11 protein-coding genes and 2 pseudogenes are annotated in these 12,278 nt (G+C 40.2%); 6 read left to right on the top strand and 7 right to left on the bottom strand.

The annotated features are described in order from the left end of the window. Positions 1 to 100 precede the first annotated feature (100 nt). Both HHA41_RS12460 and HHA41_RS12455 read left to right on the top strand, forming a co-directional pair. Positions 101 to 856 (top strand): annotated as a pseudogene (locus tag HHA41_RS12460) (fimbria/pilus outer membrane usher protein); the annotation flags it as partial. A 61-nt stretch (positions 857 to 917) separates the two neighbouring features. Continuing rightward, entirely contained in the window at positions 918 to 1,313 is a 396-nt protein-coding gene (locus HHA41_RS12455; protein ID WP_168461924.1) for a hypothetical protein, read from the top strand. A 73-nt stretch (positions 1,314 to 1,386) separates the two neighbouring features. Here HHA41_RS12455 and dapC read toward each other — a convergent pair whose 3' ends face one another. The 5 genes from dapC to HHA41_RS12430 all read right to left on the bottom strand — a co-directional run bounded on the left by dapC (position 1,387) and on the right by HHA41_RS12430 (position 7,751). Beyond that, a complete protein-coding gene (gene dapC, locus HHA41_RS12450) occupies positions 1,387 to 2,556 on the bottom strand; it encodes a succinyldiaminopimelate transaminase (protein ID WP_168461923.1) in 1,170 nt (389 codons plus the stop codon). Between the two features lie 20 nt (positions 2,557 to 2,576). Then, positions 2,577 to 5,243 (bottom strand): [protein-PII] uridylyltransferase, encoded by a 2,667-nt coding sequence (glnD, locus tag HHA41_RS12445; RefSeq protein ID WP_168461921.1) that lies wholly within the window; start codon positions 5,241 to 5,243, stop codon positions 2,577 to 2,579. A gap of 27 nt (positions 5,244 to 5,270) precedes the next feature. Beyond that, on the bottom strand, positions 5,271 to 6,488 hold the full coding sequence (gene purT / locus HHA41_RS12440; RefSeq protein ID WP_168461920.1) for a formate-dependent phosphoribosylglycinamide formyltransferase: 1,218 nt from the start codon (positions 6,486 to 6,488) through the stop codon (positions 5,271 to 5,273). Positions 6,489 to 6,669: 181 nt separating this feature from the next. Then, the gene (gene ygaH, locus HHA41_RS12435) at positions 6,670 to 7,017 is read right to left on the bottom strand and encodes an L-valine transporter subunit YgaH (RefSeq protein ID WP_168418620.1); all 348 of its coding nucleotides are present in this window, start codon (positions 7,015 to 7,017) and stop codon (positions 6,670 to 6,672) included. After that, entirely contained in the window at positions 7,014 to 7,751 is a 738-nt protein-coding gene (locus tag HHA41_RS12430; RefSeq protein WP_286429803.1) for an AzlC family ABC transporter permease, read from the bottom strand. Before HHA41_RS12430 ends, ygaH begins: the two co-directional genes overlap by 4 nt. Before the next feature lie 119 nt (positions 7,752 to 7,870). Here HHA41_RS12430 and HHA41_RS12425 point away from each other — a divergent pair, with 119 nt between their 5' ends. After that, positions 7,871 to 8,362 carry a hypothetical protein gene (locus tag HHA41_RS12425; RefSeq protein WP_168418618.1) on the top strand — a complete coding sequence of 164 codons (492 nt, stop codon included), beginning with the start codon at positions 7,871 to 7,873 and terminating at the stop codon, positions 8,360 to 8,362. Between the two features lie 109 nt (positions 8,363 to 8,471). On the opposite strand, the gene ychF is transcribed toward HHA41_RS12425, so the two are convergent. After that, entirely contained in the window at positions 8,472 to 9,563 is a 1,092-nt protein-coding gene (ychF, locus tag HHA41_RS12420) for a redox-regulated ATPase YchF (RefSeq protein WP_168418617.1), read from the bottom strand. A gap of 270 nt (positions 9,564 to 9,833) precedes the next feature. Here ychF and HHA41_RS12415 point away from each other — a divergent pair, with 270 nt between their 5' ends. Continuing rightward, positions 9,834 to 10,598, top strand: coding sequence for a glutathione S-transferase family protein (locus HHA41_RS12415; RefSeq protein WP_168418616.1), 765 nt, complete (start codon positions 9,834 to 9,836; stop codon positions 10,596 to 10,598). 61 nt (positions 10,599 to 10,659) lie between these two features. Here HHA41_RS12415 and HHA41_RS12410 read toward each other — a convergent pair whose 3' ends face one another. Then, entirely contained in the window at positions 10,660 to 10,902 is a 243-nt protein-coding gene (locus HHA41_RS12410; RefSeq protein WP_168418615.1) for a hypothetical protein, read from the bottom strand. 73 nt (positions 10,903 to 10,975) lie between these two features. Between HHA41_RS12410 and HHA41_RS12405 the strand changes: the two are divergent. Together HHA41_RS12405 and HHA41_RS12400 are read left to right on the top strand one after the other, a co-directional pair. Beyond that, positions 10,976 to 11,638, top strand: a pseudogene (locus HHA41_RS12405) (IS1595 family transposase). 66 nt (positions 11,639 to 11,704) lie between these two features. Then, positions 11,705 to 12,175 carry an Lrp/AsnC family transcriptional regulator gene (locus HHA41_RS12400; protein ID WP_168418614.1) on the top strand — a complete coding sequence of 157 codons (471 nt, stop codon included), beginning with the start codon at positions 11,705 to 11,707 and terminating at the stop codon, positions 12,173 to 12,175. Positions 12,176 to 12,278 lie beyond the last annotated feature (103 nt).

The raw sequence follows: 12,278 nt of genomic DNA, 5'->3' as shown, positions 1-12,278 counted from the left end.
AAGCTAACAAAGGAAAGCCACCTCTAATGGCTGCTTAACCTCTACTTTTAACTTCGGTTATTTATGGGAGGATTACCGTCCCAAACATACAGCCTACTTAACACAAAATCATACCGATTCAAGCTACCTAAGTTTGATTAAAGATACCCCTGCATCTACTGGTTTTAACTATTCTGTGGGTACAGGCTATTTATATAATCTAAATGAATTTTCGGGGCATGTTAATGGTCATTTAAAAACCCAAATTGGTGACTTAAATCTGCAGTATTTGCAAACGGGTCAAACTGAAAGTTATCAATTTGCCATGAATGGCGCCGTGACATGGTTAGATCGTAGTGTGGCTTTAACGCGTTCTGTTGATCATGGATTCTCCTTGGTGAAAGTTGCAAATAGTCCAAATATCGATGTTTATCGGAATGATATATTTGTAGGAAAAACCAATCAGAAGGGTGAAATCTTTGTTAATGATTTAATCGCTTATAGCGACCAGCATTTATCTTTCGATCAAAACCAACTCAATATCGAAGATCAGATCACAGATACGAGAAAGACCATTATGCCGTTGAACAAACGTGGCTATGTTGTGGAATTTCCAGTCATACAGACCAAGGCAATTTCAATTGAACTGCGTGATCGTGCAGGGGCTAAATTACCTAAAGGTAGTCAAATTATCCTGAATGGGAACGAGGACGAAATTTACGTGATTGGCAGTAAAGATACAGCAACCTTATATGGGGTCAAAAATGGAAAGCAGCATTTAAAAGTCAGCACTTCTGCAACTCAATCTTGTCAGGTTGAATTTGAAATTACAGATATCCATCAGGTGAATACACCAACTAGCTTAATTTGTAAGTAGGTCGCATTATGAAAAAACAACAAAAAATATACTTCTGATTCTGCTGTTTAGTGGCTTTAGTATGGTTTCCAGCGCAACTTTGGCAATGTGCCGTATGTCAGACATTGGCGCAGGGCAGATTCGATTGCAGCCAGTTTCTGGTAGTACAAGCACGACTGGTGTGAGTGTGGAATGTGACCGTATGTTTACGATTAAGTTTGATAGTCAAAATATGCTAAATATGAATGGTGAGAGTATGTTGAAAGGTCAGCATCTTTCTTATGCGGGGAAGAATAATCATATTCGCGTCAAATACAGCTTGCATGGCGATGCAGGAATGTTATGGCAGAAGAATGTCCTGCAACATAAAAAGTCTAAACATCATTATATTATTAAAGCAGAATTACAAAATTTTAATGCAGCTCGAGTTCGTGCAGGCGATTATTCAGATCGCATTATGATTACGGTAGATTATTGATATTCTAATTGAATTTTTAAAATACTACTGCTCTATGAAATAGAGCAGTAGTATTTTATAGTGCACGTATGTTTTATAAAACCGCTTTCAGACGTTGAATCACTTGTTCGCATTGCGCTAGATCTGCGACTAATGCCAAGCGTACATGATTTTCCCCTGGATTGCCTTGTGCGGTATCACGTGACAAGTAACGTCCAGGCAGTACCTTAATGTGTGCTTTTTCCATGAGCATTTTTGCAAATTTTTCATCATCTTCTACCTGAAGCCAATAATAAAAACCTGCATCGGGTTTTTTCAATGGAAGCAAATGCCCCAGTTCAGTTTGGAATAGTTCAAATTTGGTACGATATTGTATGCGATTATCTTCGACGTGTTGCTCATCGTCCCATGCAGCAATAGACGCTAGTTGATGTTGCACAGGCATCGCAGCACCATGATAGGTGCGGTATTGCAAATACGGTTTTAATAAGGATGCATCACCTGCAACAAATCCTGAACGCATACCTGGTAAATTAGAACGCTTAGACAATGAATGAAATACGATACAGTTTTTGTAATCATCGCGTCCAAGTTCAGCACAGACTTCTAGTAAACCAGTTGGCGCTTGGTCAAACCATAACTCTGAATAACATTCATCGGATGCAATTACAAAACTATATTGATCTGACAATGCAATCAGTTTTTTAAATTGTGCTTTAGACAGTACTGCACCTGTTGGATTGCCCGGTGTACACACAAATAACAAAGCTGTTTTTTCCCAGACTTCAGCAGGCACAGCATCAAAATCACCTAAATAACCATTGGCTTCGGTACAATTGATGAAATATGGCTTGGCACCAGCCAGTAAAGTAGCACCTTCATAAATTTGATAAAACGGATTTGGCATGACCACATAAGGTGCATCTTCACGTTGAATCACTGCCTGAACAAATGAAAAAATTGCTTCGCGTGTACCTGAAACAGGCAAAACTTGAGTTTCAGGATTCACTTGGTTTAAATGAAAACGCTGGGTGAGCCAATTGGCAATACTTTGGCGTAATTCAGGTAGACCTTTACTGTTCGGGTAGGTCGATAAGTGCTGAAAATTATCAATAATGGCCTGTTTGACAAATTCAGGTGCAGGATGCTTAGGTTCACCAATAGACAGTGGAATTAACGGTAGATTTGCAGGTTGTACATCTTGAAAGAGTTGGTTTAACTTTTCAAAAGGGTAAGGGTGCAAGAGAGATAAACTCGAGTTCATGAATGTTCCGTTAATTGAAGTTAGTGTTGACCACAGACCTGATTAGAGGCTTCATCCAAAGCAGATTTCAGCTGCAAGGCAAAGGTATCCGCTTCAGCATGGGTCATGGGTTGCCCATCTTTTTTGGTGACAAAGAAAATGTCTTCTGCACGCTCACCAAGTGTGGCAATTTTGGCAGAGTGAATATCTAAGCCCTGCATCATAAACAGACCACCAATTTTGGCGAGAAGCCCCGGGTGGTCAAGTGTGGCAATTTCCACCATGTTTTGATTGAGGGCTGTATTGAAAGTAATTTCAACAGTATTTTCAATATCAAAATGGCGTAATTGACGTGGGATACGACGTTGCATCAAACCTGGGTATTTATCCGACTGACTTAGTGCATCGATCAGTGCATCAATAACCATTTTTTCACGCTCAGGATCGGTCAGGAGTGTGCCAAATCGGTCTAATACAACATAAGTATCTAAACTAAAGGATTTAGTCGCGGTAATAATCCGTGCATCCTGAACATCCAAATTCATTCGGTCTAAAATGGCCACAGTAGTGGCAAATAGGTTGGGTTGATCTTGGGTATAAATAAAAATCTGTACTGCATCTTGTGCTGATTTTCGGTGCGCACGCATGAGCACTAATGGTGCATGATTATCGCCATGCTCCAAAATTGCGCGGGTGTGCCATGCAATTTCATCGGCAGATTCTTTCAGGAAGTATTCATCGCCCAGTTCTTGCCAGACTTTTTCAACATCGCTGAGTGAAAAATCATTTACCAAAATTTCACTGGCTGCAAATTTTGTGTCTTCAATCAACATTTGATAATCGACTGGACGGCCTAAACCTGAACGAATCACATCCCTTGCCTGTGTGTACAATTGACGCATTAAGGATGCGCGCCAAGTGTTCCAAAGGGTAGGGTTGGTGGCATTAATATCGGCAACAGTTAAAGTGTACAGATAATCTAAATGCTCCATATCCCCCATTTTTTCGGCAAATTCTTTGACTACGTCAGGGTCTGAAATATCTTTTTTCTGTGCCGTGACAGACATTAATAAATGATTTTTGACTAGCCATGCGACCAAGTTGCATTCACGTTCGGTAAACCCGTGTTTGCGACAAAATTCGATGGCATCGACAGCACCAAGCTCGCTATGATCTCCACGACGGCCTTTGGCAATATCGTGGAAAATTGCAGCTAAATAAATAATGTCACGACGTACTAGACGTTGGAACACTGAGCTGACCACAGGAAAGGCTTTGGCAAACTCAGGTTCTTTGAAGCGGCTCAAGTTACGTACCAGCAGTAAGGTGTGGGCATCCACCGTATAAATATGGAACAGGTCATATTGCATGAGGCCTGTAATTTGCCCGAATGCAGGAATGTAATTGCCTAATACACCCAAGCGCTTCATTGTTACTAATGTTTTATATAAACGATGTGGTGAGCGTAAAATAGCCATGAAGAGGGCTTGATGTGCAGGGTCATCTCGGAAACTTTGATCAATACGCTTTGCGGCCAATGCAAGTAAGCGTAAAGTACGTGCACGAATCCCTTTAATTTCTGGGCGATTGGCCAGTAAATAGAAAATTTCTAAAATCGCACTTGGTTTTTCTGAGAAAATTTTATGGTGCTGAACTGCAAGCTTGCCATCCACCAATTTAAAATTTTCATTAATTTCTTCAATTTGGCGTTCGTAGTTTGGCAGGCGTGGGGTAATTACAGATTCATTAAAATAGGCCAACAACATTTCATTCAGGGCAGAAACCTGCTGTGCAGAGCGATAATAACGCTTCATGAATTGTTCAATTGGGTAGTTTGGTGGTTTGCCTTCTTCACGGACATAGCCAAAAGTGGCAGCGATATCACGTTGATAATCAAACAATAAACGATTTTCATCACGCTTGGTCAGGCGGTGCAAATGGTGGCGAATTTCCCATAAAAAGCTTTCAGCTTCTTCAAGTACACCTAATTCAAACTCAGAAATAAAACCTAAATGCACCAAGTCATAAATACGATTGACCCGAAAATGTCGTTTAGCAATCCAACCAATTTGGTTAATGTCACGGATGCCGCCTGGGGCATTTTTAATATCAGGTTCTAGATTGCTTTCCGTGTCATTGTGCTGTGCATAACGCTTGCTTTGTTCCTGCATTTTGGCATCAAAAAAGGTTTTATCTGTCCAAGTTTGCGAAACAAAACGACGTGGCCATTTTGCCAGTTGGGTGTTACCAGTAATTAAACGAGCTTCGATCAGGGCAGTAGCGACTGTTAAATCGCTAGTAGCCTGAATCACACAGTCTTGAATGGTACGTACGCTGGTTGCAGGTTTGAAATTACCGACATCCCACAATGATGAAATAAAGGTCGAGATCAGTTGCTCTTGTTCTGGGCTAATGGCATCTTCCGACAAAATCATAATGTCTACATCGGAATAAGGCAGCATTTCTTTGCGCCCATAGCCACCCACAGCAAATAGACTTAAATCAGTTTGATCTAATTCAGCGTGTTGCCACAAAAATGTCAGGGCTTCGTCTATCAGATTGGAACGTGCCAAAATCACTTCACGGATGGATTGTCCATTTTCAAAACATTGTTGTAGCTGATTTTCGACATCTGTACGCCATTGGTTAATCGCTTGAATGTCATGGTTGCTTTTCACATAGTTCAGCAAGGGTAATGTATTGATCATGGACAATTCCGTTATGCAATGACGAGCTTAATTCTGATTTTCGTTTAAATGAACGCTAACACTGTTTGCAGTGTGTTGAGCCAATTCGCGCGCTTGCGCCGTGGTTTCTGCACGTGCTGTCGCAACTCCCATACGTCGGCGCTCAAAACCTTCAGGCTTCCCAAATAAACGTAAATCTGTATCGGGATGAGCTAATGCAAGATTTAGGCCAGAAAATGAAAGATTATTGGCATCGACACCTGCATAAATCACGGCACTGGCTGCCACACTATGACGTGCAGTGTTGACAGGCAAACCTAAAATGGCACGTGCATGTAATTCAAATTCACTCTGAAATTGTGAGGCCAACGTCACTAAACCTGTGTCGTGCGGACGTGGCGATACTTCACTGAACCAGACTTTATCGCCCTTCACAAACAGCTCTACACCAAAAATTCCGCAGCCGCCTAAAGCAGTTGTCACTTTATGGGCAATGCGTTTGGCTTCAGTTAGGGCGGCTTCAGTCATTTGCTGTGGTTGCCAGCTTTCTACATAGTCGCCTGAATCTTGACGGTGGCCAATTGGGTCACAATATGAAGTTTCGATAGCACCAGTTTCTGGGTTTTTGGCACGTACAGTTAATAGGGTAATTTCAAAATCGAAATCAATTTGTGATTCAACAATCACAGTGCCTTGATTGACGCGTCCACCTGTTTGAGCATATTCCCAAGCGGCATCTACTTCATCAAAACTAGTTACTCTTGACTGACCTTTACCTGAAGATGACATTACAGGTTTAACAAAGTTTGGATAGCCAATATCATCACAGGCGGCACGGAAAGATTCCAAAGAATTGGCGAAGCGGTAAGCCGAGGTTGGCAAACCTAATTCTTCTGCAGCTAAACGACGAATTCCCTCACGGTTCATGGTCAAATTGACGGCTTTGGCAGAAGGAATGACTGTGGCGATGTTTTGTTCTTCAATTTCAACCAAGACCTGTGTCGCAATCGCTTCAATTTCAGGCACAATTAAATTCGGCTGGATTTTTTCAATCAGTTGTTTTAATTCTGTGGCATCTGCCATATTCAAAGTATAGGCATAATGTGCGACTTGCATGGCTGGCGCATGGTCGTAGCGATCGGCGGCATGTACTTCTACGCCTAAACGTTGTAGTGAAATCACCACCTCTTTACCGAGTTCCCCCGAACCCAATAGCAAAACTTTAAAAGCAGAAGATTGAAGGGGAGTACCAATGGTCACGCTCATGTGAATCGTCCTTGCTAAAGTGGGCTTTTAGCATAGCAGAACTGTTCTATGAGTTAAGCCCTGTTTGCAATAAAATCATGATTTTGTCATGCAATTTTATGGCATTCAGTGGCTTAGCGGTGATGACACTGCATTTGAAAGGGATGATTTCGGTTTTCAAAGTTGTTTAATTTAAGCTGTTCTAGAAACTAAAAGGTATATAGGTGTAAATCAGCCCGTAGGTCAGGGCTGCGGTTAAGGTGGCAGGAACAATTTTCTTAAATTTAAAATATAAGCCTGTGAGTACCAAGAAACCGACCAGCATGGCAAAACTTTTATTTGGTGTTTCCAGCAAAGGCGGCAGTGTTGCGACCACGAGCATGGAACTAATTGCGGCAATCCCGATGCTGCCTAAGGCAATTTTGAGCCATAAAGCGCCACGTTTTTGTGAGCCTTGCTGAAATTTTTGAATCACAAAAAATGGCCCAAAGCGCGATGCGAAGTTGGCAATCCCCACTAAAATGCCAACTAAGATTATTTCTAAACTCACGATTTTACTCCTGTATGTTCAGGGTCGGGTTGTTTCAACACATAGTGTTTAAATAAGCCTGCCAATATGCCGGAAGATATGCCAATAAAAATTGCAGCAGATAAATCAATGAAATAACAAGCAATGGCAGATACGACAATGGTGATACCCACCACAAAAGTATGTTTCTTTTCAAAAGCAGCCAGTAAAAAGCTTAGGAATAAAGCAGGCAATAAAAAGTCGAGCGCCGCTTGTAAAAACTGTGGCATTTTCGTGACTTGGTTAGCAAATAAGCCACCTAAGAATGAACCTAACGCCCAAGACAGCCAGCTAAATAGACTGAGACCTAACATCCATGATTCAGACCATTCCTGACGCCGTTGTGACAGTTTAATCATGCCTGAAGCAAAGACTTCATCGGTCAATCCCCATGACCAAATTGCAGTTTTTTTAAGATTCAGCCGATCTTGAATCAGGTTTTGTAGTGCGGGGCCATAGAGTAAATGCCGAATGTCTAAGGCAATCACTGTTAGTGCAGTCATCCAAATAGAGGTGCCGCTGCCAAGTAATGCCACCACCAAAAACTGACTTGCGCCTGCATACATAGAGCAAGATAAAAATAAGGCTTCCCATGCGGTAAAACCGAATTGTGTGGCTGAAACGCCAAAGGCAAAAGAAACAGGCAGATAGGTGAAAATAATCGCTTGACTATCTTTGGCACCTTGCCAAAAACTGGCTGTAGAAGCAGTTTGAATATTGTGTACGGACACGACACACCTTGAGGGAGAAAGTTGAACGATGGGTCAAATCAAGATTGTGTATTATACTTGAATTCACTAGCATAATGCCGAATTGTTTGTATGGGCGAACCGATATGTTGAAATTGAAAACACCTGTAATACTGCTGGCTTCAATTCTATGCAGTAGTGTGTTATTGCAAGCGTGTAGCAATGACAACGACCCGAAAAAAACTATAGAAATTAAACCTGCGCCAAAACTTACCAATGATGCAACTGTGTATGCACAGAAAGCATGGGAGTTAATGAATGAGGTTGAACCTTATGTTTACCGTAAGCAGCGCAATTTGATTGAAGACAAGGTGCGTAAACCTGCCCGTAAACTCAGTACAGACTGGCGCATTAATGTCAAAATGACAGACTCAGTGACCGAAGGGAAATATGCACTGTGTCGCAAGGCATTGACCAGTTTAGAAATTTGGGCGCGTGCAACCATAGACAGTTCAAGTAGTCTTGCCCAGAAACAAGCTGACTATGAACGTGATAAAAAGCAATGTGCAGATGCCTTAGCTCACCCTGAGTTAGGAAATACTGACCCGAAACAGAAGGGTAATGTGGTGCAGTCTTAATTAATTTTCCAAAGAATTGTTCAATAAAAAACCTCGATCAAGTGATCGAGGTTTTTTTAATTGTATCTATGACTGGCTTATAGAATGAAAGCCATTCAAAAATTCAATATTAGACATTAAAGCGGAAGTGTAAAACATCACCATCTTGTACGATGTAAGTTTTACCTTCTAAACGCCATTTACCTGCTTCTTTCGCGCCAGCTTCACCGTTGTACTGAACAAAATCTTCGTAAGCAATACATTCAGCACGAATAAAGCCTTTTTCAAAGTCAGTATGAATCACGCCAGCAGCTTGTGGGGCAGTTGCACCAACTTTAACAGTCCATGCACGTACTTCTTGAACGCCTGCAGTGAAGTAAGTCTGTAAGCCTAACAGCGCATAACCAGCACGAATAACGACGTTCAGACCAGGTTCTTCCATGCCTAAAGCTTCTAAAAATTCTGCACGGTCTTCATCTTCAAGTAGTGAAATTTCGGCTTCAATTTGGTTGCATAATGGCACAACAATCGCATTTTCTTCTGCAGCAAGTTTTTTCACTGCTTCTAAGTGCGGATTATTTTCAAAACCATCTTCTGCCACGTTGGCAATATACATAGTTGGTTTTAAGGTCAGTAAACCAAAGCCACGTACTAATTTACGTTCATCATCATCTAAATTAGCAGCACGTGCTGGCTTGCCATCATCCAATAAAGGCTGAATTTTTTCTAAAACGGCTTTGGTTGCAACTGCTTCTTTGTCACCACCTTTGGCAGATTTTGCTAAACGAGTAACCGCTTTGCTAACAGTTTCCAAGTCCGCTAAAGCCAATTCGGTATTGATGGTGGCAATATCATCTAATGGGTCAATTTTACCATTTACGTGAATCACGTTTTCATCTTCAAAGCAACGGACTACGTGTGCAATGGCGTCAGTTTCACGAATATTCGCAAGGAATTGGTTACCTAAACCTTCACCTTTAGATGCACCTGCAACTAGACCAGCAATATCCACAAATTCCATAGTCGTTGGTAAGACACGTTGTGGTTTTACAATTTCTGCCAATTTGTCTAAACGTGAATCTGGCACAGGAACAATACCTGTGTTTGGTTCAATGGTACAGAAAGGGAAGTTTTCCGCTGCAATTGCAGCTTTGGTGAGTGCATTAAAAAGTGTAGATTTACCAACGTTTGGCAGGCCCACAATACCGCAATTAAAACCCATGAATAACTCACAACGTGTTATATAAAAATTAGGCATGATTTTACATGAAAGGGCAGATAAAGTCAGGTTATCAGCATGATGTTTCTTATGAAGTGATCATTTGAAATGTTGATGTTGAAGTGCAGGATGAAAATTGATCTGATTTAGCTGACTGCTTTGCCCGAATTTTGAATAAAAAGTACATTGTATTTAGAAGAGGCTATGACTAAAGTATGACAAACACCGCAAGTGTACTGTTTTGAATATTTATAGCTTAAAAATGGAGATTTTATGCGCATCTTGTACCAGTTTCCTTTATCTCATTTCTGTGAGAAAGCTCGCTGGTTATTGGATCATAAAGAATTAGATTATGATGCGCAGAACTTAATTCCTGGTGTGCATCGGGCCTTTGCACAATTAAAAACAGGACAAAATAAATTACCAATATTACGCGATCAAGAGCGCTGGATTGCAGATTCTACGCAAATTGCTCTCTATCTTGATGATGTTTATCCAGAACATACTTTATTACGCAGTGATGCCGAACAATATAAACATGCACTGGCAATTAATACTTTGGCAGATGAATTAGGTCAGCATGTACGCCGTTGGGGCTTGGCTCATGCCTTATCTGAAAGTGAAGAACCTTTGGAAATCCTAATTGGTGAAAAAGGCTATTTGCGTCAGTTTTCTAAATACTCTAAGCCAATTATTAAAGCTTTGGTGTCTAAGGGTTATCAGCTCGATCAAGATAAAGTAGCAGAATCTAAACAACGTATGGATGAATTGATTGTCATTTTAAATCAGCATTTGATTGATAATCACGGACGTTATTTTGTGGGAGAGCGTTTGGGCTTGGCAGATATTTCGGTGTGTTCAATGCTTGCCCCTATTTTAGAAATTGCTGGAACGCCGTGGGAAAAAGAGCATGGTGAAATGATTTCAGCTGAGTTTAAAGCCTATCAAGATTATCTGTTGGATTTGCCATTAGGGCAGTATGTATGCCGTATTTATAATACTGAGCGTAATGCACGTGTCGATTGGCGTGGAATATAAAACTTAGCAAAAAAATACGCGCATTGAGCGCGTATTTTTTTTGTGTCTTGTTGAGTAGAATTTAGAACAGTGAACTTGCATTGTTGAGATCGAAATTTTGTACCAAGTTTGGCAGTGTCGCCAAATCAAATTGAGTATCTGTCGTGCCGCCAGTCAAGCCACCCAGTGCATCGCCTAGGGTTGGGATTAATTGATCAAGATTGATGTCTGAGCTGGTATTTGATGATGCACCTTGCAGCAAATCACCAAGATTTAAGTCAGCACCAGAAATTAATTGATCAAAGCCATCAGTCAAACTATCCAAACTGAAACCATCTGTAGGATTGCTATTTAGATTAGGCTCTAGACTAGCAGAATAGATATGTTAGTCTAGAATCATGATAGAAAACAGTAAATTAAGTCACTATAAGATTAAAAAAATTATTCAGTGCTTTTGCATTGATATTCCTGCTTCTAAAACAGCCTTATTGCTTAACTTGAACCGTAATACCATCAACTATTGGTACATGCTTTTTAGAGAAGCAATCTACGATCATCAAACAGATTTAAGAGCAAAGTTTGTAGGTTCTATTGAAGTTGATGAGAGCTATTTTGGAGCAAAAAGACAACGTGGTTTTCATGGGAAATTGAAGCGAGGTCGAGGTACTTTAAAACAACCTGTATTTGGAATATTTGAAAGGAATGGTCGAGTTTATACAGAAATAGTCCCTGATTGTAAAAAGACTACATTATAACAAGTTATCTTAGGTAAAGTCGCACTTGAAAGTGTAATTTATAGTGATGGTTGGCGTGGATACAATGGTTTGGTAGATGTTGGTTACTCAAAGCATTTTAGAGTAAATCATGGAGCGAATGAATTTGCCAGAGGACAATGTCGTATAAATGGAATAGAATCATTCTGGAGCTTTTGTAAAAGAAGGCTAGCAAAGTTCAACGGTATATCAAAAGAGTATTTTGATTATCATCTTAAAGAAACAGAATGGCGTTGGATGAGGGAGCCTAATGAGCTAGCAACAGAGTTGTGGGACCTCATTAGGTAAAACTAAGTGCAAATCTGCTAGTCTAGAGCCTAAATATTTATCTTATAAGCTTGAGTACCTGAGAAAATGGAACTAGATCGTTTCGATAAGCATATTTTAGAAATTTTAAGCAATGAAGATGTGAACCTCAATGAACTTTCTGAGCGTGTGAATATGTCGGTCAGTTCGGTACATCGTCGTATTAAAAGTCTGATTGACCAAAACATTATTTCAGGTTTAAAGCGTGAAATTAATTATCAGAAATTAGGCTTTAGTTTACACGTACTGTTGCAGGTGTCTTTAAGCAAGCACGATACTGACATTTTTGCTAAATTTTTAGATGAATTGGAAAGTATTCCTGAAGTGATTCGTGCATTTTTAGTGACAGGGCAGACTGCAGATTTTATTGTAGAAGTGGTGGCGCGAGATATGGAAAATTACAGTGAAATTTTATTAAAAAAAATTGGTAAAATTGAGCATGTCGCAGGCTTACATTCTAGTTTTGTGATTAAAGAATATGATGTTTTAAACTGTCATGGCTTATTAAATAAAGTTTGATTTCACATAAAAACTTAGGCATAAAAGAGGGTGTAAATAATTCTGTGTAAATGTGGTTTTAAAAATACTTGGTTACACGTTCTTCAAACATGATACTAAAACG

The sequence above is a fragment of the Acinetobacter sp. A1 genome (genome assembly GCF_012371315.1).
Taxonomy (GTDB): Bacteria; Pseudomonadota; Gammaproteobacteria; order Pseudomonadales; family Moraxellaceae; genus Acinetobacter.
This window is presented reverse-complemented; position numbering and strand designations above follow the sequence as displayed.

What these genes read in the sequence shown, in the direction of transcription:
- HHA41_RS12415 (WP_168418616.1), top strand. Translation starts at nt 9,834, where the DNA reads ATGCGCATCTTGTACCAGTTTCCTTTATCTCATTTCTGTGAGAAAGCT.
- HHA41_RS12425 (WP_168418618.1), top strand. Translation starts at nt 7,871, where the DNA reads ATGTTGAAATTGAAAACACCTGTAATACTGCTGGCTTCAATTCTATGC.
- ychF (WP_168418617.1), bottom strand. Translation starts at nt 9,563, where the DNA reads ATGGGTTTTAATTGCGGTATTGTGGGCCTGCCAAACGTTGGTAAATCT.
- purT (WP_168461920.1), bottom strand. Translation starts at nt 6,488, where the DNA reads ATGAGCGTGACCATTGGTACTCCCCTTCAATCTTCTGCTTTTAAAGTT.
- glnD (WP_168461921.1), bottom strand. Translation starts at nt 5,243, where the DNA reads ATGATCAATACATTACCCTTGCTGAACTATGTGAAAAGCAACCATGAC.
- dapC (WP_168461923.1), bottom strand. Translation starts at nt 2,556, where the DNA reads ATGAACTCGAGTTTATCTCTCTTGCACCCTTACCCTTTTGAAAAGTTA.
- HHA41_RS12455 (WP_168461924.1), top strand. Translation starts at nt 918, where the DNA reads ATGGTTTCCAGCGCAACTTTGGCAATGTGCCGTATGTCAGACATTGGC.
- HHA41_RS12400 (WP_168418614.1), top strand. Translation starts at nt 11,705, where the DNA reads ATGGAACTAGATCGTTTCGATAAGCATATTTTAGAAATTTTAAGCAAT.